Source organism: Paenibacillus sp. J31R109, assembly GCF_059692055.1.
Map to the genome: position 1 here is coordinate 1 of NZ_JCAUAR010000030.1, position 22725 is coordinate 22725.

The 22725-nt window shown below is 44.7% G+C and carries 26 protein-coding genes, 1 rRNA gene and 1 other annotated feature; of the genes, 26 read left to right on the forward strand and 1 reads right to left on the reverse strand.

The genetic code is table 11. The annotated features are described in order from the left end of the window. The 8 genes from rrf to pssA all read left to right on the forward strand — a co-directional run. Positions 1-108: ribosomal RNA gene (rrf, locus tag AC58QT_RS33845) — 5S ribosomal RNA — on the forward strand; the annotation flags it as partial. A gap of 573 nt (positions 109-681) precedes the next feature. Then, positions 682-1143 carry a CtsR family transcriptional regulator gene (locus AC58QT_RS33850; protein WP_497289174.1) on the forward strand — a complete coding sequence of 154 codons (462 nt, stop codon included), beginning with the start codon at positions 682-684 and terminating at the stop codon, positions 1141-1143. Between the two features lie 13 nt (positions 1144-1156). Further along, positions 1157-1663 (forward strand): protein-arginine kinase activator protein McsA, encoded by a 507-nt coding sequence (gene mcsA, locus AC58QT_RS33855; protein WP_056618372.1) that lies wholly within the window; start codon positions 1157-1159, stop codon positions 1661-1663. Between the two features lie 23 nt (positions 1664-1686). After that, entirely contained in the window at positions 1687-2748 is a 1062-nt protein-coding gene (gene mcsB, locus AC58QT_RS33860; protein ID WP_497289175.1) for a protein-arginine kinase McsB, read from the forward strand. Positions 2749-2809: 61 nt separating this feature from the next. Continuing rightward, positions 2810-5254 carry an ATP-dependent protease ATP-binding subunit ClpC gene (clpC, locus tag AC58QT_RS33865; RefSeq protein WP_310502688.1) on the forward strand — a complete coding sequence of 815 codons (2445 nt, stop codon included), beginning with the start codon at positions 2810-2812 and terminating at the stop codon, positions 5252-5254. Between the two features lie 214 nt (positions 5255-5468). Further along, positions 5469-6836, forward strand: coding sequence for a DNA repair protein RadA (gene radA / locus AC58QT_RS33870; protein WP_497289177.1), 1368 nt, complete (start codon positions 5469-5471; stop codon positions 6834-6836). A 39-nt stretch (positions 6837-6875) separates the two neighbouring features. After that, positions 6876-7955 (forward strand): DNA integrity scanning diadenylate cyclase DisA, encoded by a 1080-nt coding sequence (gene disA / locus AC58QT_RS33875; RefSeq protein ID WP_310502686.1) that lies wholly within the window; start codon positions 6876-6878, stop codon positions 7953-7955. An 85-nt stretch (positions 7956-8040) separates the two neighbouring features. After that, entirely contained in the window at positions 8041-8799 is a 759-nt protein-coding gene (pssA, locus tag AC58QT_RS33880) for a CDP-diacylglycerol--serine O-phosphatidyltransferase (RefSeq protein ID WP_310502685.1), read from the forward strand. Positions 8800-8878: 79 nt separating this feature from the next. Here the strand turns inward: pssA and AC58QT_RS33885 are convergent, their stop codons facing one another. Next, a complete protein-coding gene (locus tag AC58QT_RS33885) occupies positions 8879-9274 on the reverse strand; it encodes a nucleoside triphosphate pyrophosphohydrolase family protein (protein ID WP_065858819.1) in 396 nt (131 codons plus the stop codon). Positions 9275-9427: 153 nt separating this feature from the next. On the opposite strand from AC58QT_RS33885, the gene AC58QT_RS33890 reads away from it, so the two are divergent. From AC58QT_RS33890 to AC58QT_RS33975, 18 genes are all read left to right on the forward strand, one after another. After that, on the forward strand, positions 9428-10495 hold the full coding sequence (locus AC58QT_RS33890; protein ID WP_397342145.1) for a PIN/TRAM domain-containing protein: 1068 nt from the start codon (positions 9428-9430) through the stop codon (positions 10493-10495). A gap of 101 nt (positions 10496-10596) precedes the next feature. Next, a complete protein-coding gene (gene ispD, locus AC58QT_RS33895; protein ID WP_497412833.1) occupies positions 10597-11304 on the forward strand; it encodes a 2-C-methyl-D-erythritol 4-phosphate cytidylyltransferase in 708 nt (235 codons plus the stop codon). Continuing rightward, entirely contained in the window at positions 11301-11786 is a 486-nt protein-coding gene (gene ispF / locus AC58QT_RS33900; RefSeq protein ID WP_436240459.1) for a 2-C-methyl-D-erythritol 2,4-cyclodiphosphate synthase, read from the forward strand. Before ispD ends, ispF begins: the two co-directional genes overlap by 4 nt. 39 nt (positions 11787-11825) lie before the next feature. Then, positions 11826-13283: a glutamate--tRNA ligase gene (gene gltX, locus AC58QT_RS33905; RefSeq protein WP_497412834.1), complete on the forward strand. Its 1458-nt coding sequence runs from the start codon at positions 11826-11828 to the stop codon at positions 13281-13283. Between the two features lie 343 nt (positions 13284-13626). Continuing rightward, positions 13627-14283, forward strand: a complete 657-nt coding sequence (cysE, locus tag AC58QT_RS33910) for a serine O-acetyltransferase (RefSeq protein WP_310502680.1) — start codon at positions 13627-13629, stop codon at positions 14281-14283. Beyond that, positions 14280-15680 carry a cysteine--tRNA ligase gene (gene cysS, locus AC58QT_RS33915; RefSeq protein WP_497412835.1) on the forward strand — a complete coding sequence of 467 codons (1401 nt, stop codon included), beginning with the start codon at positions 14280-14282 and terminating at the stop codon, positions 15678-15680. Before cysE ends, cysS begins: the two co-directional genes overlap by 4 nt. Then, positions 15677-16111 (forward strand): Mini-ribonuclease 3, encoded by a 435-nt coding sequence (locus AC58QT_RS33920; protein ID WP_497412836.1) that lies wholly within the window; start codon positions 15677-15679, stop codon positions 16109-16111. The genes cysS and AC58QT_RS33920 overlap by 4 nt, the downstream gene beginning before the upstream one ends. Positions 16112-16146: 35 nt before the next feature. After that, positions 16147-16887, forward strand: a complete 741-nt coding sequence (gene rlmB / locus AC58QT_RS33925; protein WP_497412837.1) for a 23S rRNA (guanosine(2251)-2'-O)-methyltransferase RlmB — start codon at positions 16147-16149, stop codon at positions 16885-16887. 5 nt (positions 16888-16892) lie between these two features. Beyond that, a complete protein-coding gene (locus AC58QT_RS33930) occupies positions 16893-17405 on the forward strand; it encodes an NYN domain-containing protein (RefSeq protein ID WP_497289185.1) in 513 nt (170 codons plus the stop codon). 118 nt (positions 17406-17523) lie between these two features. Then, complete coding sequence (gene sigH, locus AC58QT_RS33935; RefSeq protein WP_028557511.1) at positions 17524-18168, forward strand: RNA polymerase sporulation sigma factor SigH; 645 nt, start codon at positions 17524-17526, stop codon at positions 18166-18168. 223 nt (positions 18169-18391) lie between these two features. Further along, positions 18392-18541: a 50S ribosomal protein L33 gene (gene rpmG, locus AC58QT_RS33940; protein WP_079418041.1), complete on the forward strand. Its 150-nt coding sequence runs from the start codon at positions 18392-18394 to the stop codon at positions 18539-18541. Positions 18542-18560: 19 nt separating this feature from the next. Then, positions 18561-18773 (forward strand): preprotein translocase subunit SecE, encoded by a 213-nt coding sequence (gene secE / locus AC58QT_RS33945; protein WP_047683213.1) that lies wholly within the window; start codon positions 18561-18563, stop codon positions 18771-18773. A 24-nt stretch (positions 18774-18797) separates the two neighbouring features. Then, positions 18798-19331: a transcription termination/antitermination protein NusG gene (gene nusG / locus AC58QT_RS33950; RefSeq protein ID WP_028557509.1), complete on the forward strand. Its 534-nt coding sequence runs from the start codon at positions 18798-18800 to the stop codon at positions 19329-19331. Between the two features lie 134 nt (positions 19332-19465). Next, a complete protein-coding gene (gene rplK / locus AC58QT_RS33955) occupies positions 19466-19891 on the forward strand; it encodes a 50S ribosomal protein L11 (RefSeq protein WP_028557508.1) in 426 nt (141 codons plus the stop codon). Positions 19892-20007: 116 nt separating this feature from the next. Continuing rightward, on the forward strand, positions 20008-20700 hold the full coding sequence (gene rplA, locus AC58QT_RS33960) for a 50S ribosomal protein L1 (RefSeq protein ID WP_028557507.1): 693 nt from the start codon (positions 20008-20010) through the stop codon (positions 20698-20700). A 54-nt stretch (positions 20701-20754) separates the two neighbouring features. Beyond that, positions 20755-20908, forward strand: a sequence feature (ribosomal protein L10 leader region). A 68-nt stretch (positions 20909-20976) separates the two neighbouring features. Then, positions 20977-21486, forward strand: coding sequence for a 50S ribosomal protein L10 (rplJ, locus tag AC58QT_RS33965; RefSeq protein ID WP_068661872.1), 510 nt, complete (start codon positions 20977-20979; stop codon positions 21484-21486). A 63-nt stretch (positions 21487-21549) separates the two neighbouring features. Continuing rightward, positions 21550-21912, forward strand: coding sequence for a 50S ribosomal protein L7/L12 (rplL, locus tag AC58QT_RS33970; RefSeq protein WP_497412838.1), 363 nt, complete (start codon positions 21550-21552; stop codon positions 21910-21912). A gap of 146 nt (positions 21913-22058) precedes the next feature. Next, the gene (locus AC58QT_RS33975) at positions 22059-22655 is read left to right on the forward strand and encodes a class I SAM-dependent methyltransferase (protein WP_497412839.1); all 597 of its coding nucleotides are present in this window, start codon (positions 22059-22061) and stop codon (positions 22653-22655) included. The last annotated feature ends 70 nt before the right edge of the window (positions 22656-22725 follow it).

The following is a 22725-nucleotide window of genomic DNA, read 5'->3' on the forward strand; positions in this document are numbered from 1 at the left end:
GATGGCGGAAGGGATCCACGCGTTCCCATCTCGAACACGACCGTTAAGCCTTCCAGCGTCGATGGTACTTGAACCGCAGGGTTCTGGGAGAGTAGAACGTTGCCAAGCAATGAAAGAGTCTTACTTAGAGAAATCTAGGTAAGACTCTTTTTTGCGTTCCATCGGTGACGGTAGATCCCGATGAAACCGAAATAGCTGTAGAAACTACAGTAAATATCATCGATTTGCCCGAAAAAAATGAATTAGATGGAAAACCTACAGCTAAAAATAGCTGAACTCTTGATTTTTGACTCCAACATCGAAATTAGCTGTACAAAATCCATTTATATCGCCCAATGAGGCAAATACAGCTGAATTTACTGTACATAATCCATCTATTTCAATCAATGGAATCAATGAGTACATTTAGACCCCGAGGTTCCACAAATGAAGTAGCGGGATATGTGATACAAAGTAGAATGTTGGTAAATCGAGCGGCAGTAAAAGCTTTTATTTAAATAACTTTCGAATAAATACCTAGGTAAGGTCAACAATAGTAAGGTTCACATAAGGCTATCGGATACGTAGTGGGAGACAATTTAGGAGCAGTACTTGTCAAAAAGAAAGGAAATGATTATAATTTAGTTAAGGTCAAAGAAAGTCAAAGTCAATTTACTTCTAGAAATCTGGGAGGCCGAATTGATGCGCAATGTATCAGAAATTATTGAACAGTATTTAAAGCATGTCCTGCAACAAAGTTCGGAAGGAGCAATCGAAATTCAACGGAACGATTTGGCAGACCAGTTTCAATGCGTACCTTCTCAAATCAATTATGTCATCAGTACAAGGTTTACCTTGGAAAAGGGCTATGTCGTAGAGAGTAAACGTGGAGGCGGCGGCTATATTCGGATTCAGAAAATCGAGCTCAAGAGTCATGGATCTATTCTAGATCACATCTTCCGTACGATTCATACCCACATTGATCAAGTCACCTCAGAGGGGCTCATTTATCAATTGCAAGAGGGGCATTATATTTCCACCAGAGAAGCTAACCTGATTCGGGCAGCGATATCCAGAGATGTATTGACCTTTAAACTCCCGCTGCGCGATGAAATTCGGGCTAAGATTCTCAAAGCAATGCTGATATCCTTGCTTAGCAGATAAGGAGGCAGATGGAATGGTTTGTCAGGAATGCGGGAAACGACCGGCGACTCTTCACTTCACGAAGATTGTGAATGGAGACAAGAACGAGTTCCACATTTGTGAGAATTGCGCCCGCGAGAAGGGCGAGATGATTCCAGGAACATCGAACGGCTTTTCGATTCACAATTTACTATCAGGCTTACTTGATTTTGAACCACTGTCCGCGGCAAAGTCTCAGGCTATCCGCTGTGATAACTGCGGTCTTACGTACTCGCAATTCAGTAAATTAGGTCGGTTTGGTTGTGGGTCCTGTTATCAGAGTTTTTCGGTTAAACTAGATCCTCTTTTCAAGCGAGTGCATGGAAATATCGTGCATGTTGGGAAAGTTCCCAAGCGAAGTGGCGGTATTATTCAAAGCAAGCGTGAAATCGATCTTTTGAAGAAAGATATGATGACCTGTATCGAAAGCGAAGAATTCGAGCAGGCTGCCCAGATACGTGACCAAATTCGTGAGATTGAGAAGAAAATTGCGGGTATGTAAGTTTGTAAGGGAGTGTGAATCCAGTGACATTACAGCGGTTTACAGGAGATGCTTTGAGCGAATGGATGAAGGGTGAAGGGCCAGAGTCGGATATTGTCATAAGCAGTCGGATCCGTATTGCTCGTAACCTAAGAGATTATCCATATCCCATGCTCGCAACCAATCAACAATCCCAAGAAGTGCTGGAACAGTTATCTGGTGTTCTTGAGAATGAAGAGTTGGAGACGATAAGCAACTTCTCGCTCATTCCATTAGCAGAGTTGAATGAGCTCGAGCGAATGGTGCTAGTGGAGAAACATTTAATTAGTCCTAATTTAGCTAATGAATCCAGAAATGGTGCCGTTATTTTAAGCGATAATGAGTCGATTAGTATTATGATCAATGAAGAAGACCATCTTCGCATACAATGTTTATGTCCTGGCTTCCAGATTAAAGAGGTTTGGGATCTGGCGAATCAGATTGACGATATTTTTGAAACACACATGGATTATGGATACGATGAAAAAAGAGGCTATCTAACAAGCTGCCCAACAAATGTCGGCACGGGGATTCGAGCTTCGGTCATGATGCATCTGCCTGCTCTAGTACTAAGTCAGCAAATTAATCGTATTTTATCCGCAGTTACACAAGTTGGGTTGACGGTTAGAGGATTATATGGGGAAGGCAGCGAAGCATTAGGTAATCTATTCCAAATCTCTAATCAAATTACGTTAGGTCAATCGGAAGAAGAGATCATTGATAATTTATATAGTGTAGCGAGGCAAATTATAGAGCATGAACGCGCCGCGAGACATAAGCTATTGCAAGAGTCTAGAATGCGGATTATTGATCGTGTTAATCGGTCCCTTGGTATTCTATCCTATGCAGGGATTATTGACTCTAAGGAAGCGGCTCAACGGTTGTCAGATGTAAGGCTGGGGATTGACCTCGGCATCATCAACAATGTATCCTCCAATGTGCTCAATGAATTGTTAGTTATGACGCAGCCTGGGTTCCTTCAGCAATATGCAGGTGAGAAGCTGAATGCGGATGAAAGGGATATGCGACGGGCGGAACTGATTCGCGAGAAATTCGGCAGGGTATAAAGTAAGATAAGAATCATCCTTTAGGAAATCTATAGATATACTACTTTTGGAGGTGTTCGCTATGATGTTTGGCAGATTTACGGAACGTGCGCAGAAGGTGCTTTCTCTTGCTCAAGAGGAAGCTGTTCGATTAGGACATAACAATATTGGAACAGAGCACATTTTACTTGGACTTATTCGTGAAGGTGAAGGCATTGCTGCTAAAGCACTCGTTGCGCTCGGCCTTGGTCTTGAGAAAATTCAAGATGAAGTCGAATCTCTAATTGGCAGAGGGCAAGAGCAACCGACTAACATCGCGTATACGCCTAGAGCTAAGAAAGTGATCGAACTTTCGATGGATGAAGCGAGAAAATTAGGTCACACGTATGTGGGGACTGAACATATTTTGCTTGGACTTATCCGTGAGGGTGAGGGCGTAGCTGCAAGAGTGCTTAACAATCTTGGAGTTTCCTTAAATAAAGCGCGTCAGCAAGTTCTTCAATTGCTGGGCAGCAGCGAAACGGTGTCGCCTAGCCATGGTACGAATCCGAATGTGAACACGCCTACATTAGACGGGTTAGCAAGAGATTTGACCGCCTACGCCAAAGAGGGTCATTTGGATCCTGTTATTGGGCGTAGCAAAGAAATTGAGCGTGTCATTCAGGTTCTGAGCCGCAGAACGAAGAACAATCCAGTTCTAATTGGTGAACCAGGGGTTGGTAAAACGGCGATTGCCGAAGGCTTAGCTCAAAAAATCATTAACAATGAAATTCCGGAAACGTTGAAAGATAAACGTGTTATGACGTTGGATATGGGCTCTGTTGTAGCTGGAACGAAGTATCGCGGTGAATTCGAGGATCGCCTCAAAAAAATCATGGACGAAATTCGACAAGCCGGAAATATCGTATTGTTCATTGATGAGCTTCATACGTTGATTGGTGCTGGGGGAGCGGAAGGTGCGATTGATGCCTCCAACATCCTTAAGCCGGCTCTTGCCAGAGGCGAGCTGCAATGTATCGGTGCTACAACACTCGATGAGTACCGCAAATATATTGAGAAAGATGCTGCCCTAGAGCGTCGTTTCCAACCGATTACAGTAGACCAACCATCACCTGAAGAGGCTGTTCAAATTTTGTATGGTTTGCGTGACCGTTATGAAGCACATCACCGTGTGAAAATTACGGATGCTGCGATTCAAGAAGCTGTAAAGCTATCTGATCGTTATATCACAGATCGTTTCTTGCCGGATAAAGCGATCGACTTGATCGATGAAGCGAGTTCTAAGGTGAGATTGCGTTCGTACACAACGCCACCATCATTGAAGCAGCTTGAAAGCAAGCTGGAGAATATCCGTAAAGAGAAGGACGCTGCGGTACAGAGCCAAGAGTTCGAGAAAGCAGCAGGACTTCGTGATACGGAACAAAAGCTTCGCGAAGAACTAGACTCCACGAAGAACGAGTGGAAAGAGAAGCAAGGCCGTCTGGACACGGAAGTGACGCCAGATGATATCGCGCAAATCGTAGCGAGCTGGACGGGAATCCCGGTTAGCAAACTTGCGGAAGAAGAAACGGATCGCTTGCTCAAGATGGAAGATATCCTTCATGAGCGTGTCATTGGACAAGAAGAAGCCGTTAAAGCTGTAAGCCGAGCGATTCGCCGCGCAAGAGCTGGTTTGAAAGATCCGAAGCGTCCGATGGGCTCCTTTATTTTCTTAGGACCAACTGGGGTAGGTAAAACCGAGCTTGCACGTGCGCTAGCAGAATCCCTCTTCGGAGATGACAACGCCGTTGTTCGGATTGATATGTCCGAGTATATGGAGAAGCATTCAACTTCCCGTTTAGTAGGGGCGCCTCCAGGATATGTAGGGTATGAAGAAGGTGGCCAACTGACGGAGAAAGTTCGCCGCAAACCTTATTCAGTCGTCTTGCTCGATGAAATCGAGAAAGCACATCCTGAAGTATTTAATATCTTGCTGCAAGTGCTAGAAGATGGTCGTCTAACGGATTCCAAGGGTCGTACCGTTGATTTCCGCAACACACTCATTATTATGACTTCCAACGTCGGCGCGGACATGATCAAGAAAAATTCTTCACTGGGCTTCACTGCTGCGCTGGATGCTGGTAAAGACTATAGCAACATGAAAGACAAAGTGATGGGCGAGTTGAAGAAAAGCTTCCGTCCTGAGTTCCTTAACCGGATCGATGAAATCATCGTATTCCACTCTTTGGACGAAGCACATATTGCACAAATCGTTAGCCTAATGGCTGATGATCTGCGCAAGCGTCTAAAAGAGCAAGAAGTTGATTTCTTGTTAACGGACAAGGCGAAAATGTTCCTGGCTAAGGAAGGATTTGATCCAACCTATGGTGCACGTCCATTGCGCAGAGCGATTCAGAAACATATTGAAGATCGCTTATCGGAAGAATTGCTCAGAGGCAATATCGCCAAAGGCGATTCACTGACCATTGATGAGAATGAAGGCGAACTGGTTGTCCTGAAGGGCGAAGGCGTCTCATTAACGAAATAAAAGTAAGTGAAGAAGCATTTCACTTCATCCGATGAGGGTGGAGTGAGATGCTTTTTTAAATTAAGGGAAATATATGACGAATCCTGTCCACGAAAGATGGAGTAGCTGTTTATTTTGTTTCTTTCGGCACTTTCATGAGAAACGTAAAAATGGTAAACTTTATTGGTAAGGATAGCCAAAAAGGATATCCCCATAGTAAGGAGCAATTTCTTCAATGAGTAAACAAAAAACCAAATTTAGCTGTCAAGAATGTGGCTATGATTCACCGAAATGGATGGGCAAATGCCCAGGGTGTCAGTCTTGGAATACGATGGTGGAAGAAATTGAAACTGTCGTTCGTACGCAGGGTATGACATCTTCGATCCCCAAAACGAAAGAAAAAGCGATCCCCATCATACATATAGAAAGCAGCTCTGAACCAAGAGTTGTTACAAGCAACAAAGAACTAAATCGTGTCCTAGGCGGAGGCATTGTCCCTGGGTCACTTATCCTCGTTGGTGGAGATCCGGGTATCGGAAAATCAACCTTGCTTCTACAAACGTCCTTCGAACTCACACAAGCCCAGCAAAAAGTCCTTTATATATCAGGAGAAGAATCGATTAAGCAGACGAAGCTCCGCGCAGATCGTTTAAATGCCACCTCTCCGCTGCTATATGTATTATGTGAGACGAATCTCGAGCTTATCGAGGAAGCTATACAAGAAACGAACCCCGATTTTCTGGTGATCGATTCGATTCAAACCGTGTTCCACCCAGCAATCACTTCGGCACCTGGAACCGTATCACAGGTTCGAGAATGCACAGGCCATTTTATGAGAATAGCTAAGGGTAAGGGAATTGCAACGGTCCTAGTCGGGCATGTGACGAAGGAAGGGGCAATAGCAGGGCCTAGAATGCTGGAGCATATGGTCGATTGTGTGCTCTACTTTGAAGGGGAGCGGCATCATTCTTATCGTGTGTTAAGAGCGGTGAAGAACCGTTTTGGCTCAACAAATGAAATCGGTATCTTTGAAATGCAAGAGGTTGGTCTCGTAGAGGTCAACAATCCATCTGAGCTGTTTCTTTCGGAAAGACCGCTTGGTGTAGCAGGTTCTGCTGTTGTAGCTAGTATGGAAGGGACACGTCCCGTCTTGGTGGAAATTCAAGCACTCGTCTCTTCGACAAATTTCCCTTCTCCTAGGAGGATGGCGACAGGTGTTGACCATAACCGCCTCTCGCTAATTATCGCCGTTTTAGAGAAGCGAATGGGCATGTTTTTGCAAAATCAAGATGCTTATCTCAACGTGGCAGGCGGAATCAAACTAGATGAACCAGCCGTGGACTTGGCAATTGCCATTAGTATCGCATCTAGTTTCCGAGATCAATCGACGCAGCCTTTTGATGTTGTGTTCGGAGAAATCGGCTTAACTGGAGAGGTCCGCGGTGTATCTCGGATTGATCAACGTGTGAAGGAAGCAGAGAAGCTTGGTTTCCGCAGAGTGATTATGCCTGAGAAAAGTTTGAAGGGGTGGACACATCCGAAAGGGATGGAGATTATTGGGGTAAACACGGTGGCAGAGGCGTTGAAAGCAGCACTAGGTTAACGTGAGTTCTGCAAGCTATAAGCCTTCAGGAGGAAAAAGATGAGTAAAGAAGAGACGAAACGAGATGTGATGAGCCAATTGCTCCAATTGGTAGCACCTGGTACGCCATTTCGTGATGGATTGGAGAATGTCTTACGCGCCAAAACGGGTGGACTGATCGTTGTAGGCTTCAGTTCAGAGGTAACTGAAATTGTGGATGGCGGGTTCTCCATCAATTGCGATTTTTCACCTAACTATTTATATGAGCTTGCCAAAATGGACGGTGCGATTATCCTTAGCGAGGACATCAAGCGAATCCTATATGCGAACACACAGCTAATCCCGGATTCATCGATTTCTTCTTCGGAAACGGGGATTAGACATCGAACCGCGGAACGTGTGGCGAAGCAGACGAATAAATTGGTCGTTTCCATTTCCCAAAGACGGAATGTCATTACGCTGTATCAAGGTAATTTAAGATATGCACTGAAAGATATTGGTGTTATCCTGACTAAAGCAAATCAAGCGATCCAGACGTTGGAGAGATACAAGGTTGTTCTAGATCAATCCTTAACGAACCTGAGTGCATCCGAATTTGAAGAGTTAGTTACCCTTCATGATATTACAAATGTCATTGCCAGATTCGAGATGGTATTACGTATTAAAGCGGAAATTAATCGTTATATTAACGAACTTGGCAACGAAGGACGCCTAATTAGTATGCAATTAGAAGAACTTGTTGGGAATGCGGAACTTGAAGCGCGTTTGCTCGTAAAAGATTATGTAAGAGAATTATCAGAGGAAAGAGTCAAGGAGATGCAGGCTGGTTTGAAGCGCCTGTCTTCTGACGAGCTGCTCGAGCCCCAGCAAATCATTCGATTGCTTGGGTATTCTCATACCAATTCGATTGCAGAAGAGCCGGTTTCCCCACGTGGTTTCCGCATTTTAGGCAAAATTCCGCGGTTACCTTCGATCATTATTGGTAATCTAGTGGAGAAGTTTGGCTACTTGCCACACATGATGATGGCGACGATCGAGGAATTGGATGAAGTTGACGGAATCGGAGAAGTGAGAGCCCGCGCCATAAAGGAAGGTCTCAAAAGAATTCAGGAACAAGTGTTCATTGACAGACATATTTAAAGTGGATACAATCATAAAGTATCATTGTTGAGGTTTCATGAAGTCAAGTTTAGGGTATAGTAAATCCAGAGGTGGACAAAAACATATGTTAACGAAATCAATTCCCAGTCTCTTTACAGTAGGGAACTTATTCCTAGGCGTACTATCGATTATCCTAGCCTTCAGTGGAGAACACGGCATCGCTGCTGTGCTTGTCATTGTCGCTATGCTATTGGATGGACTCGATGGACGTGTCGCGAGAGCGTTGAACGCTCAAAGTGAGTTCGGTAAAGAATTAGACTCCTTATCCGATGTTATTTCTTTCGGTGTCGCTCCTGCTTTTATCATGTACGTAGTTGCGTTTAACGACCCTACCGTCATTAGTCCAGCTTTTGCATGGATTGTTACAGCGATCTTCCCGATCTGTGGAGCGCTGCGGTTAGCCAGATTCAATGTTGTTGCCGGTACGCCAGGCTATTTCATCGGTTTACCGATTCCAGCCGCAGGCGGTGTTCTTTGTACATTAGCTCTATTCGTGAACGATATTAACGTTTATGTACTTCTTGTAAGTACAATTCTATTGTCATACTTAATGGTCAGCACAGTGAAATATCCAAACTTCAAAAAAGCGGGTATTCCCAAAGCAGCGATTTGGATCACTCCGATTATCGTTGCAGCAGCAATCTTGATTGCGATCAAATGGCCAGAATCCATTTCCAAAATGATTTTCGTACCGCTTCTGATGTACGCTCTTTACGGCCTAAAAAAAAACGTTGATGGATACTTCATCCGTCTCCGTAATCTTCGCAGAAAAAACAAAAGACGCGGCGTAGACGACAACAATTCAGTGAAATCTGACGTGTAAGCTCGGTGTTCGAAAATAAAAAGCATTTATTTTCCCCTGAACCTTCAGGAAGAAAATAAATGCTTTTTTGTTTTGATCATCATGACATGTTGAATAGGCCCAGTGTTGTGCATTTTTTTGATTCGTTTTCAACGACTTGCTCCAAATTAATATCAAGAATGTTGCTAAGCGCAGACATGTAGAAGAGATTCCTGCCTAGCTCGCTACTTACGACCTCAATGCATTGCTCACATAAGTGACCAGATACGTGGGTGCGAAGAACATCCTTAGCCTCATCCAAAGTCATCTCTGGATGATACTCTTGCTTAGCTGCATGAACCTGAATACATCCACATTCGGTAATGGATTTCACCACGGAACGGTTGGCAGCTGCGCCTGACTGTTGAAATTTGGATAAGACATCAAGCAGACTACGGTGACGGAGTAACAATTCGGATACTTGATCTTGGAACTGCTTTAAAGTCAAGGAGCTCATTCCATCCACCTCTGGTTGGTTGGTAACTTCCATTTCATTATAATGGATGCCCTCTAATATTTCAATTTTCCGACTAAAGAAGTGATTAACGTTGCATAAATTGGAACATAATTGTAATAAGGCTCAAAAAAAGTTGATGCAGGAGGTGAATCTGTGATGAAGAAGTGGGTACAAATCATTTTGGCGATCATGGGTGGCAGTTTAGGTTATAGGTGGAGCGATGCGTTCCTTTCTACTACGGATGTCGTAAGTTCAGCAGGACAAGTATTTTGGATTAATAGTTTATGTGCAGTAGGGATGTTTCTGATTTCCGCGTGGGTAGCTAATATCGGTATAAATTTACTGATGAGAGGAGAACGCAATGTCACGGATATTCCCGTGTCCGATTTGCTTTCCGGTACCCTTGGTCTTGTGATTGGATTGCTTGTTTCAGTTATGCTTTTCCCTGTGCTAGAGCAAGCCAAATGGGCAGGGCCATTCTTGCCATTCCTCGTTTCAGCTGTATTGGGTGTTATGGGCTTCCGTATCGGCTACAGCAAGCGGGAAGAGCTCGTGCAGGCTATTGCGAAGAGTCGCTCTGGAGGGCCTGAGAAGCAGACACATCGCCCCTACGAAGAGCACAAGATTTTGGATACGAGTGTCATCATCGATGGCCGGATCGCCGACATTTGCAAGACGGGCTTTATCGAGGGGACCCTAGTGATTCCTGAGTTCGTCTTGGAAGAGCTGCAGCATATTGCAGACTCATCAGATTTACTGAAGCGAAACCGTGGTCGTCGCGGGTTGGACATTTTGAACAAAATTCAAAAAGAACTTGAAGTGAAAGTCCTCATCTATGAAGGGGATTTCGAAGAAATTGCTGAAGTGGACAGCAAGTTGGTGCGCTTAGCGAAAGTGCTTCAAGGGAAAGTGATTACGAACGATTTTAACCTGAATAAAGTGTGCGAACTACAAGGTGTATCGGTGCTCAATATCAACGATCTTGCGAATGCGGTGAAGCCAGTTGTCTTACCGGGAGAAGAAATTATTGTTCAAGTCATTAAAGACGGCAAGGAACATGGACAAGGTGTAGCGTATCTGGATGATGGAACAATGATCGTTGTTGAAGGTGGGCGTGATTTCATCGGGATGACGCTGGAAGTCATGGTAACGAGCGTGCTGCAGACTTCAGCGGGTCGAATGATTTTTGCGAAACCAAAACTATTGGAAAAAGCACAGTAAAACCAGTATGATAAGGAGATGTAACATAGCTCTTTCAAGTTAACTTGGGCCTATGATTACGAAGAAAGCTTTCGCTCGGAAAGCGCCAAGTTGGAGGACTTATGGGGAAGCTAGGAGTTATTATCGTTGCAGCGGGCAAGGGTTCGCGCATGGGTACAGCAGAAAGCAAACAATACCTGCAACTGGGACAGAAGCCAATTCTGGTACATACCTTGCAATTATTTCAAAACATACATGAAGTGGATGAAATTATTCTCGTTGTTGGTGCAGATGATGTGAGTCGCTGCAACGGCTATGTCATGAGCTATGCACTTACGAAAGTAACGTGTGTGCTAGCAGGAGGCGCGGAGCGTCAAGATTCCGTTAGACGAGGTCTCCATGCCTTGCAAGAGGACACAGAATGGGTGCTTGTTCATGACGGTGTTCGCCCTTTCGTAAAGAAAGAACATATGTTCGAGTGCCTGAAAAAAGCACAGGACGTAGGGGCAGCTGTCTTAGCCGTCCCTGTGAAGGATACAATTAAGGTTGTGGATGCAGCGGATAAGCGCATTCAATCGACACCGGATAGACGAAGCTTGTGGGCGATCCAAACGCCGCAGGCTTTTCGTCTTTCACTCCTTCAGGAAGCACATGAGCAAGCACAGCTGGATAAGTTCATGGGTACAGATGATGCGAGTTTAGTGGAGCGTTTAGGCGCTGCCGTGCATGTGGTAGAAGGGGACTACTATAATATTAAGATAACGACACCTGAAGATTTACCATGGGCAGAATGGATTTTACATAACGTAAGGGGAGAGGAACAGATATGATACGTGTAGGGAATGGATTTGATGTTCATCAGTTGGTAGAGGGGCGTAAATGCATCATTGGAGGCGTAACGATTCCTTATGAAAAAGGGTTACTGGGGCACTCCGATGCAGATGTGCTGCTGCACGCGATTAGTGACGCGATTTTGGGCGCACTAGGTCTCGGCGATATCGGGAAGCATTTCCCGGATACAGCGGCCGAGTACAAAGATGCGGATAGCTTAGTTTTGTTGAAACGCGTATGGCAATTGGCGAAAGAGAAAGGCTATAAATTGGGGAACGCAGATTCTACGATTATCGCTCAGAAACCGAAGATGCTGCCTTACATCCCGCAAATGGCTGAAATTATCGCAGCGGCGCTAGAAGCTGAGATCGACCAAGTCAACGTCAAAGCGACGACGACAGAATGGCTTGGATTTACGGGCCGTGGTGAGGGAATTGCCGCACAATCGGTTGTTTGTTTAATTCGTGATGTGATAAAATAACAGGTATTCATGCATGGAAGAAGAAAAGGGGATACTACAATGAGTCAGCCTTTACGCGTGCGTTATGCACCTAGTCCGACTGGACATTTACATATTGGCGGTGCCCGTACGGCGCTGTTTGATTATCTATTAGCTCGTAAGACAGGTGGCGCCTTTGTTGTGCGCTTTGAGGATACAGATCAAACCCGTCATAAGGAGTCTGGCATCCAAGACCAGTTGAATGGTTTGAGATGGCTTGGTCTAGAGTGGGATGAGAGCTTAGATATCGGCGGCCCTTACGGTCCTTACCGTCAAATGGAGAGACTAGATATTTACAAAACTTATCAAGATAAGTTGTTGGCAAGCGGTCACGCCTACGGCTGCTATTGCTCGGAATCGGATCTGGAGCAAGAGCGTGCTGAGCAAGAAGCAAGTGGTGAAATGGGCGGATACTCTGGCAAATGTCGTCATCTGACGGCTGAGCAAATCGCAGCGTATCAAGCGGAAGGCCGTGTGCCTTCAACGCGTTTCCGTGTGCCAGCGGATCGTATTATTGCCATTGAAGATAAGGTTCGCGAGCATGTGGAATTCGATTCCAATGGCATTGGCGATTTTATCATTGCGCGTCCAGATGGGATCCCAACTTATAATTTTGCTGTTATCGTAGACGATCATTTGATGAAAATCGATTTGGTTATTCGCGGGGAAGAGCATCTCTCCAATACACCTCGACAAATCTTAATGTACGAAGCACTGGATATGCCTATTCCCGATTTCGCGCATTTGTCTTTGATTTTGAATACAGATCGTAAAAAGATGAGCAAACGGGATGAGTCGATCATCCAGTTTATCGAACAGTACAAAGAGCTGGGCTACTTGCCTGAAGCTGTACTGAACTTTATTGCGTTGCTGGGGTGGTCACCTGGCGGGGAAGAAGAGATGTTCACGAAGGAAGAATTGATCGCACAATTTGATCTGGATCGTGTATCTAAGAGTCCGGCTGTGTTTGATATGGATAAACTGAACTGGATGAATAATGCTTATTTGAAAAAGGCACCGCTGTCCCGCATCGTAGACCTTTGTCTGCCTCATTTGCGTAAAGCTGGCTACCTTCAACAAGGCGACTTGGACGCGACTACTGGGGCATGGGTAGAGGCGTTGGTTGGCCTCAATCAAGAAAGAATGCGTTACGCGGCGGAAATTGTGGATTTGTCCGCGATCTTCTTCAAGGAAGAGCTGATTATTGATGAGGAAGCTGCTGCTGTGTTGAAAGAAGAGCATGTCCCTGTTGTGCTGACGAGCTTCTTAGCTCAAGTCGAGCAAGCAGAAGTTTTCACTGTTGAAGCGATGCCAGCACTGCTTAAGGCGGTACAGAAAGAAACAGGCTTCAAAGGGAAGCAACTGTTCATGTCTGTGCGTTCCGCGTTGACAGGTCAAGTCCATGGACCGGATTTGAATGTGTCTCTTTTCCTTCTTGGAAAAGAAAAAGTCGTTTCACGTCTACAGAGCTTATTGTAAAGCGGGTTTCTTTTCGCTATACTTAACTCAATGAAATACGAAATGCGATGAGCAGGAGAGTATGGTTAAGTGAGGATTTAGCAGAGAGGATAATCAAGGCCGTAAGGCTTTGGCTGTGAGTTATCCAATCCTTGTAATCAGAAATGCACCTGGGAGCAGCCGCGCCGAATACTCACCATGAGTAGGGTAGGTGCAGCCGGAACACCCACGTTACGGGATTTTGAGTTGGGAGACTTCCGAGTCACCAAGCAGAGTGGAACCGCGATAACCACGCCTCTGCAGCCTTAGGGCTGCAGGGGCTTTTTTTATTTTATCCCATTATTCTAGGCAAGTAGGTGAGCATATGTGGTCAACGATCAAATCTGATATATCCGCCGTATTCGATAACGACCCTGCCGCACGCAGTTGGTTTGAGGTTGTATTTACGTATTCGGGCCTTCATGCGATCTGGGCACATCGGATTGGGCATTGGTTTTACAAAAGAAGGATGTATACCCTGGCACGTATCGTTTCACAAATTAGCCGGTTCATGACAGGGATCGAAATTCATCCAGGAGCAACGATCGGCAAAAGGTTGTTTATTGATCATGGAATGGGTGTTGTTATCGGGGAAACCTGTGAGATCGGGGATGATGTCATCCTTTATCAAGGAGTTACTTTAGGGGGAACAGGGAAAGAAATAGGTAAGAGACACCCAACAATTGGCAATAATGTAGTTATTGGGTCTGGAGCCAAAGTTCTCGGATCCTTCCTTGTAGGTGAAAATGCACGTATTGGCCCTAATGCAGTTGTTATTCGCGAGGTTCCTTCCAATAGTACGGTTGTAACCGTTCCTGCCAAGATTGTGAAGCGGGACGGCGTCCGTGTGAATAGATTGGATCATGGTAATTTGCCCGATCCGATCGTCGATATTTTCCAAGAATTACAGAGTCAAATCAATGATTTGAAATACCAGCTTGAAGAAGAACGGAAGAAGAATGGAGAATTGAGGAGAACATGACACTCAAAGTATATAATACGTTAACTCGCAAGAAGGAAGAGTTTGTTCCCATTGAGCCTGGTAAAGTGAAGATGTACGTATGTGGTCCAACGGTCTATAACTACATTCATATTGGTAACGGCCGGCCTGTTATATTTTTCGACGTTGTTCGTCGTTATTTGGAGTCGCAGCAGTATGAAGTCACGTATATAACGAATTTTACAGATGTGGATGATAAAATGATTCGGAAAGCCGAGGAGATGGCGGTTTCCGTGCCAGAGCTTGCCGAAACGTTCATCGCGGCTTTCTTAGAAGATATCCAAGCCCTGGGTGTTCATGATGCTACGCTGAATCCGCGTGTAACGGAAAATATTCAAGAGATTATCGATTTCATTGCTGCGCTTGTGGAGAAAGATTTCGCGTATGAAGCGCGTGGCGATGTGTATTATAGAACGCAGAAATTCACGGATTACGGCAAGCTCTCTAAGCAAAATTTGGAAGAACTTCAGCACGGGATTCGTATTGAGGTGGATGAGCGCAAAGAGAATCCTCAGGACTTTGTCCTATGGAAAGCGGCGAAGCCAGGCGAGATTTATTGGGATAGCCCTTGGGGGCAAGGTCGCCCAGGCTGGCATATTGAGTGCTCCGCAATGGTGCGCAAATATTTGGGTGAAACGATTGATATTCATGGAGGCGGGCAAGATTTGACGTTCCCTCACCACGAATGTGAGATTGCGCAAACCGAAGCGGTAACCGGTCATCCAATGGCCAATTATTGGTTGCACAATGCTTTTCTGAATATCGATAATGAGAAAATGTCGAAATCACTCGGAAACGGTATTTTGATCCGAGATCTGGTTAAACAAATTAAACCGCAAGTATTCCGTTTCTTTATGTTATCCGCGCACTATCGGAATCCGCTAAACTTCAGCGATGAGAGCTTGAAGCAAGCAGCTAATGCGTTGGAACGGATTCAAAATGCGTACGACAATATGAAGCACCGCCTTGCTACTGCATCGGAGACAGGCGAAGTTGAAACGGGTATCGCAGATAAATTGCAGGCGATTTCGAATCAATTTGTGGAGAAAATGAATGATGACTTCAATACGCCGGATGCCATTACCGCGGTATTTGATCTCGTTGCGGAAGCGAACTTGTATCTGCAACAGGAGCGGGTCAATGCAGATGCATTAAAGTTATACATGGCGCAGTTAGAGGCATTCGATGCAACGCTGGGCATTCTTACGCAGCAAGCAGATGAATTGCTAGATGAAGAGATTGAACAGTTGATCGTCGAACGTACGGAATCGCGCAAAACGAAGAATTGGGCTCGCGCGGATGAAATTCGTGATTTGCTAACAGAGAAGGGGATATTCCTTGAAGATACACCACAAGGTATACGCTGGCGCCGCAAATGAGTGAAACGAATCAAGATTGCGCTAACCTATTTGCTTTTCCGCCTTCCAAAAGTCCGAATTTATTAAATCCGCTTGTGTTGGCCTATATTGGGGATGCGGTGTATGAAGTCTATATCCGGCAATATGTCATCTCTGGGGCTAACCATCGTCCGAACCACTTGCACAAGGCTTCTACGGGATTTGTCTCAGCCAAAGCGCAATCTAAATTATTGACTGCGTTGATGCCAACACTAACAGAAGAAGAAGTAGATATCGTGAAGCGGGGACGAAATGCCAAGTCAGGAACAACAGCGAAAAACGCGGATGTGCTGGAATACCGGCACAGCACCGCGTTTGAGTGCTTAATCGGATATTTATATTACAAACAATCTTATGAGCGATTGAAAGAGATATTAGACTTTGCGATCTCGTATGGCCCCAAACAGCCATAAACAAGCATTCGTGTGTACCTTTAGGAGGAATTAGAATGGATGAAGATATTATCGGCGGGAAGCACTCCGTAATGGAGGCGCTTCGAGCTGGAAGGACGATTAATAAAATATGGATTGCCGAGGGTGCTCAGAAGCAATTCGCAGGACCGATTGTGGCAGAAGCCAAAAATCTAGGTATTATCGTTCAGTTTACGGACAAGCGTAAGCTGGATCAAATGGCAGAAGGGCTCCAACATCAAGGTGTCGTTGCACAAGTTGCAGCGTATGCGTATGTGGAGGTTGAAGATATTTTAGCCAAAGCGAAGGCCCTTGGCCAAGAGCCATTCATTTTGATTCTAGATGAAATCGAAGATCCGCATAACCTAGGGTCCATTCTGCGAACAGCAGATTGTACGGGGGTTCATGGTGTGATTATTCCGAAGCGCCGCTCCGTAGGCTTGACAGCGACGGTTTCCAAAACCTCGGCTGGTGCCGTTGAATATGTACCTGTTGCCCGTGTAACGAACATCGCTCAAACGATAGAACTACTGAAAGAACAAGGCGTGTGGGTTGCAGGAACGGATGTTTCGGCTGCTCAGGATGTGTATAAAGCTAATTTTACAATTCCGATTGCCTTAGTTATTGGGAATGAGGGTAAAGGTGTTGGGCGACTCATTAAAGAAAGATGCGACTTCTTAGTTAAGCTGCCAATGGCCGGACATGTTAATTCGTTGAATGCCTCCGTTGCCGCGGGTGTATTGATGTATGAAGTGGTAAGACAGCGCAATAAGAGCTAATTGGGATGGAACAGATCCTAATTGTAGATGGCTACAATATTATCGGAGCCTGGCCTGAGTTAAGTAAATTAAAGGATACCGATCTTGAGGGTGCGCGTGACGGTCTGATCCATATGCTTGCAGAGTTTCAATCCTTTTCAGGAATGAAAGTCTACTTGGTTTTTGATGCCTACATGGTACCTGGTCTGGGAAAGAAATATGTGCAGAATAAACTGGCCGTGCTCTATACCAAAGAGAAGGAAACCGCTGATGAGCGAATCGAGCGCTTAGTTACAAGTCTAATGGGGCGGCGCAAGGAAATATTCGTAGCGACATCAGATATGATAGAGCAACATGTCATATTTGGCAAAGGGGCTCTCCGGATGCCGGCGAAGGAATTGCTAGTGAAAATCAAACAGAACCGTAAAGAGGTCCGAGAACGCATTGTGCCAGAGACAACAACCAAACGCAATCCATTCAATGGCAAGCTGAGCGACGAAATGAAAGCGCAGTTTGAGCGGATGCGAAGAGGAGAGTAATCCTCCAAATGCTAGAAATGGTGGGGTTCCCCGTTGACGGTGTGAGATTTCATCATGTATACTTAACCTAACTTTTATAGTGAAATCTGGGTAGTCTTGCAGGCCGGAGGGATTGTTGGTGAGTGTCGACCTCAAAGAACTGAGAATGTATGATTATGACCTCAAGCCAGATGAAGACATTGTCGAAGCAGTCCGTGAAGGCAGTAGCGAAGCTTTGGAATATCTTATCAATAAATATAAGAATTTTGTTCGTGCGAAAGCGCGGTCTTATTTTTTGATAGGTGCAGACCGAGAAGATATTGTGCAGGAGGGAATGATAGGTTTATATAAATCTATTCGTGACTTCCGAGGAGACAAGCTTGCTTCATTTAAAGCCTTTGCTGAACTGTGCATTACACGACAGATCATCACGGCGATTAAGACAGCAACTCGTCAAAAGCACATTCCTCTTAATTCCTACGTGTCCTTGGATAAGCCCATCTATGATGAAGATTCTGATCGTACGCTGCTCGATGTGATTAGCGGCTCCCGGGTAACAGATCCCGAGGAACTGGTTATTAATCAAGAAGAGTTTACGGGACTTGAAGATAAAATGGGAGAAATTTTAAGCGACTTAGAGCGTAGAGTTCTTATGCTCTATCTCGATGGCAGATCCTACCAAGAAATTGCTGTAGATCTCGATCGCCATGTGAAGTCAATTGACAATGCTCTCCAACGTGTTAAGCGCAAGCTTGAGCGGTATTTAGAAGTTAGAGATTTATAGAAATGCCCGTGCCGCGAGTGCTGTACGGGTGTTTTTCTTTCTGTACATGTTTAGTAACCCGCGGGACAGCCTATACTGGTGATACTATTGCATTTGTGAGACTTCTACCTTGACACTCGGGGGACAGTTGTGATAAAGTACTTCAGGTAGCCCTAAAAGTCGCTTTCTTTTTGATGCGCTTAGAAGGGCTTTAATTAGAAAGTGTCTGTAGGAGGTGTACATCATGCGGGTCATCATCACATTAGCGTGCACAAATTGCAAACAAAGAAACTATGCATCCACTAAAAATAAGCGCAACAATCCCGACCGTATTGAGTTGAAGAAATATTGCAAATTTTGCAATGAACATACTGCTCATCGCGAGACTAGGTAGTTCTTTGGAGGTGTAGTTTGTGGCGTTCTTGGCTAGAATGAGACAAAGCTTCGGATCCACTTTTTCCTTCTTCACCGACAGTTGGTCAGAACTCAAAAAGGTCAAGTGGCCAAGTCGCAAAGAGATGACTACTTATACGCTTGTCGTTATAGGTACAGTAACTTTTGTTGCTATTTATTTTTTTGTGCTGGATCTAGGAATTTCTGAGTTGCTGCGCCTTGTTTTTAAATAAACAGGACTATAGGTGAATTTATTCATGGAAAAAAGATGGTACGTCGTACATACCTATTCAGGGTATGAGAACAAAGTGAAAGCCAACTTAGAGAAGCGCGTTGAGTCTATGGAAATGACGGACAAGATCTTCCGTGTGCTTGTGCCTATGGAAGAAGAACTGGTGAACAAGGATGGCAAGAAGAAAGTTGTCATGCGTAAAGTTTATCCAGGGTATGTTCTTGTGGAAATGATTCAAACGGACGACTCTTGGTACGTAGTACGTAATACGCCAGGAGTGACTGGATTTGTAGGTTCTACAGGATCCGGCTCTAAACCAACTGCATTGTTACCTGAAGAAGTTGAATCAATTCTTAAGCATATGGGAATGGAAGAGCCGAAGGAAGTTATTGACTTCGAACTCAAAGAGACTGTGCGCGTTAAGGTTGGTCCATTTGCGAACTTTGTTGGCTCTGTCGAAGAGATTATTGCCGATAAGGGGAAACTGAAGGTGCATGTCAACATGTTCGGAAGAGAAACACCGCTTGAGCTCGATTTCGACCAAGTTGAGAAACTCTAAGAACGTGACAACCAAAAGGCTCTACCAGGTCTATTCCTTGGGATAGACCTACGTTAGTGGGATCGCTTAGATCTTTGAATAGCGAGGCTTTGATTCGTCGAAGACTCCTATATTACTGCAAGGAGGTGTCTATCATGGCAAAAAAGGTTATTAAAATCGTGAAGCTTCAAGTTCAAGCTGCGAAAGCAAATCCAGCACCACCGATCGGTCCAGCATTGGGTCAAGCAGGTGTGAACATCATGGCTTTCTGTAAAGAGTTTAACGCTCGTACTGCGGATCAAGTTGGTCTAATCATTCCGGTTGAAATCACAGTATTCGAGGACCGTTCCTTTACATTTATCACTAAAACGCCTCCGGCTGCAGTTCTACTTCGCGTCGTTGCTGGTATCGAAAAAGGATCAGGCGAACCGAACAAGAAGAAAGTTGCAACTGTGAAACGCGCTAAAGTTCGCGAAATCGCTGAACAAAAAATGCCTGACCTAAATGCTGCATCCGTTGAGGCTGCAATGCGTATGGTTGAGGGTACTGCTCGCAGCATGGGAATCGTCATCGAAGATTAATTCCGCAAGGAATGCGACTGTGTAAGCTCGAAGCCTACAGAAGTGTTTTCTACGAAAACATGGAGGTCGCTCGGTGGGAGGATTATCCGCTAATACCACTAAGGAGGATAAATATTATGCCTAAACACGGTAAAAAATACCGCGAAGTAGCTCAGCTTGTAAATGCTGAAACTTTGTATGATCCGTCAGAAGCAATCGAGCTTGTTAAGAAAACAGCTCCTGCTAAATTTGATGAAACTGTAGATGTTGCAGTTCGTCTGGGTGTAGACCCAAGAAAACAAGATCAGGCTGTTCGTGGTGTCGTTGTACTTCCACACGGTACTGGTAAAACAAAACGCGTTCTCGTATTTGCAAAAGGCGAGAAAGCAAAAGAGGCTGAAGCAGCTGGTGCAGATTTTGTTGGTGATGCAGACATGATCAACAAAATTCAACAAGGTTGGTTCGAGTTCGATGTTTGCGTAGCTACTCCGGACATGATGAGCGAAGTTGGTAAACTGGGTCGTATCCTCGGGGGTAAAGGTTTAATGCCAAACCCTAAAGCAGGAACAGTTACTTTCGACGTTACCAAAGCTGTTCAAGAGATCAAAGCTGGTAAAATCGAATACCGTCTTGATAAAGCAGGCCAAATCCATGCTCCACTTGGTAAAGTATCTTTCGATGCAGACAAGTTGAACGAAAACTTCAAAGCATTGGTTGATGCACTTGTTCGTGCGAAACCAGCAGCGGCTAAAGGTGTTTACCTGAAGAACATTGCTGTATCTTCCACAATGGGTCCAAGCGTACGTGTGAACCTGTCATCCTTCAGATAAGTAAAAGCTACCAGTTGACTTCGGTTGCTGGGCGTGATACTCTATCAAAGGTCCTAAAAATGAATATGCAAACCGTAGACAGTAGGTGCTGCAAAGCTTAATTTCCTACCGAGGTGTTATGATATATATAACGATTTCTTTGTACATCAGGGAAAAAGTGAACACATCATGCCTTCGTAGCGTCTACGAAGGCATTTCTTATTCATAGATAAGAAATGCTAACGCTCCTACTGTTTGCGTTCTTGAAAGATAAATGCATAAGAAGTGAGGTGTACTATGGCAAACGCGAAAATTCTTGCAGAGAAAGAACAAGCAGTAGCTGAAGTAACTGAGAAGTTTAAAGCTAGTGCTTCTACAATCATAGCGGACTACCGTGGTTTGAACGTAGCTCAAGTAACACAGCTACGCAAAAGCTTGCGCGAAGCTGGTATTGAATTCGTAGTTCTCAAGAACTCGTTGGCTAGACGCGCATCGGCAAATGCTGAACTAAGCGCATTGGATGAGTACCTAACTGGTCCAACTGCTATTGCTTTCAGCAAAGACGATCTAGTTGCTCCAGCGAAAATCTTGACTGAATTTGCGAAAAAGAATGATAAATTGAGCGTAAAAGGTGGCGTGGTCGAAGGCCGCGTAGTTGGATACGATCAAATTAAAGCACTTGCAGAACTTCCATCCAGAGATGGTCTTCTCTCCATGTTGCTTAGCGTTCTTCAAGCTCCAGTTCGTAACTTTGCTCTTGCTGTTAAAGCAGTTGCAGAGAAAAAAGAAGCTGAAGGTCAAGCTTAATTTTCATGTACGGAATGTTTTACAACCCAAAAATAATTTATTAACGATAATGGAGGTTTAACCATGAGCACAAATGCAACGATCCTAGAAGCAATCAAAGGCATGACAATCTTGGAATTGAACGACCTGGTTAAAGCAATTGAAGAAGAGTTTGGCGTAACTGCAGCAGCTCCAGTAGCAGCAGGCGGCGCAGCAGCAGCAGTAGAAGAAGCTCAAACTGAGTTTGACGTTATCTTGACAAGCGCTGGCGCATCCAAAATCAACGTAATCAAAGTAGTTCGCGAAATCACAGGTCTTGGCCTGAAAGAAGCGAAAGACCTTGTTGACGGAGCTCCAAAAGCAGTTAAAGAAAAAGTTAGCCAAGAAGAAGCAGACGCTGTTAAAGCTAAGCTTACTGAAGCTGGCGCTTCCGTAGAAGTTAAGTAATTCTTTTTCTTAGGAAACCTCTTGAAGCTTGACTTCAAGAGGTTTTTTTCAACATTATAGTACCTAAGTTTTTACCCTTAGGAAAGCCTTAGGAACGCACGTGGTTATTGGATTTTCCTATAGGTAAAAAAGGAGGGAATTCAATCGTGTCAGAGCATTATTACACACAACGACCAACCGTAAAGAGTGATGTTCATACTACGCAGGAAATACTTCGAGGTAAGACATTTACGTTTCTAACGGATGCGGGTGTGTTTTCGAAAAAAGGCGTTGATTACGGGAGCAAGCATTTAATAGAAACAATGGCGTTATCGGATGATGCAAGTGTTCTAGATGTTGGCTGTGGCTACGGACCAATGGGGTTAAGTGCAGCGGTGATGTGCCCGAAAGGTCATGTGACAATGGTCGACATTAATGAAAGAGCAGTTGAACTTTCGCTAGAAAATGCGCGGCGAAACGGCATTACGAATGTCACGATTCTACAAAGCGATTTGTTGGAACGTGTAAAAGATCAAAAGTTCGACGCTGTGTTAACCAATCCGCCAATTCGCGCTGGGAAAGAAACGGTTCATCGGATTTTCGAACAGGCGCACGATTGTTTGAAAGACGGAGGCTCCCTGTGGGTTGTTATACAGAAGAAACAAGGCTCGCCATCAGCCGTGAAGAAACTGGAATCCATGTATAACGAAGTGGTCGAGGTTTCGAAGGATAAAGGTTACCGAATTCTCAAGGCAACGAAATAAAGTCTGGGAATATACGTGGGAATTTGTTTGACTTGACATTTCAAATGTGATATTATTAAAAAATGTCAGT

What these genes read in the sequence shown, in the direction of transcription:
- AC58QT_RS33930 (WP_497289185.1), top strand. Translation starts at nt 16,893, where the DNA reads ATGGAACAGATCCTAATTGTAGATGGCTACAATATTATCGGAGCCTGG.
- mcsA (WP_056618372.1), top strand. Translation starts at nt 1,157, where the DNA reads ATGGTTTGTCAGGAATGCGGGAAACGACCGGCGACTCTTCACTTCACG.
- cysE (WP_310502680.1), top strand. Translation starts at nt 13,627, where the DNA reads ATGTGGTCAACGATCAAATCTGATATATCCGCCGTATTCGATAACGAC.
- rplJ (WP_068661872.1), top strand. Translation starts at nt 20,977, where the DNA reads ATGGCAAACGCGAAAATTCTTGCAGAGAAAGAACAAGCAGTAGCTGAA.
- radA (WP_497289177.1), top strand. Translation starts at nt 5,469, where the DNA reads ATGAGTAAACAAAAAACCAAATTTAGCTGTCAAGAATGTGGCTATGAT.
- clpC (WP_310502688.1), top strand. Translation starts at nt 2,810, where the DNA reads ATGATGTTTGGCAGATTTACGGAACGTGCGCAGAAGGTGCTTTCTCTT.
- gltX (WP_497412834.1), top strand. Translation starts at nt 11,826, where the DNA reads ATGAGTCAGCCTTTACGCGTGCGTTATGCACCTAGTCCGACTGGACAT.
- AC58QT_RS33885 (WP_065858819.1), bottom strand. Translation starts at nt 9,274, where the DNA reads ATGAGCTCCTTGACTTTAAAGCAGTTCCAAGATCAAGTATCCGAATTG.
- ispD (WP_497412833.1), top strand. Translation starts at nt 10,597, where the DNA reads ATGGGGAAGCTAGGAGTTATTATCGTTGCAGCGGGCAAGGGTTCGCGC.
- rplK (WP_028557508.1), top strand. Translation starts at nt 19,466, where the DNA reads ATGGCAAAAAAGGTTATTAAAATCGTGAAGCTTCAAGTTCAAGCTGCG.
- rplA (WP_028557507.1), top strand. Translation starts at nt 20,008, where the DNA reads ATGCCTAAACACGGTAAAAAATACCGCGAAGTAGCTCAGCTTGTAAAT.
- rplL (WP_497412838.1), top strand. Translation starts at nt 21,550, where the DNA reads ATGAGCACAAATGCAACGATCCTAGAAGCAATCAAAGGCATGACAATC.
- pssA (WP_310502685.1), top strand. Translation starts at nt 8,041, where the DNA reads ATGTTAACGAAATCAATTCCCAGTCTCTTTACAGTAGGGAACTTATTC.
- ispF (WP_436240459.1), top strand. Translation starts at nt 11,301, where the DNA reads ATGATACGTGTAGGGAATGGATTTGATGTTCATCAGTTGGTAGAGGGG.
- rpmG (WP_079418041.1), top strand. Translation starts at nt 18,392, where the DNA reads ATGCGGGTCATCATCACATTAGCGTGCACAAATTGCAAACAAAGAAAC.
- rlmB (WP_497412837.1), top strand. Translation starts at nt 16,147, where the DNA reads ATGGATGAAGATATTATCGGCGGGAAGCACTCCGTAATGGAGGCGCTT.
- nusG (WP_028557509.1), top strand. Translation starts at nt 18,798, where the DNA reads ATGGAAAAAAGATGGTACGTCGTACATACCTATTCAGGGTATGAGAAC.
- AC58QT_RS33920 (WP_497412836.1), top strand. Translation starts at nt 15,677, where the DNA reads ATGAGTGAAACGAATCAAGATTGCGCTAACCTATTTGCTTTTCCGCCT.
- disA (WP_310502686.1), top strand. Translation starts at nt 6,876, where the DNA reads ATGAGTAAAGAAGAGACGAAACGAGATGTGATGAGCCAATTGCTCCAA.
- AC58QT_RS33850 (WP_497289174.1), top strand. Translation starts at nt 682, where the DNA reads ATGCGCAATGTATCAGAAATTATTGAACAGTATTTAAAGCATGTCCTG.
- cysS (WP_497412835.1), top strand. Translation starts at nt 14,280, where the DNA reads ATGACACTCAAAGTATATAATACGTTAACTCGCAAGAAGGAAGAGTTT.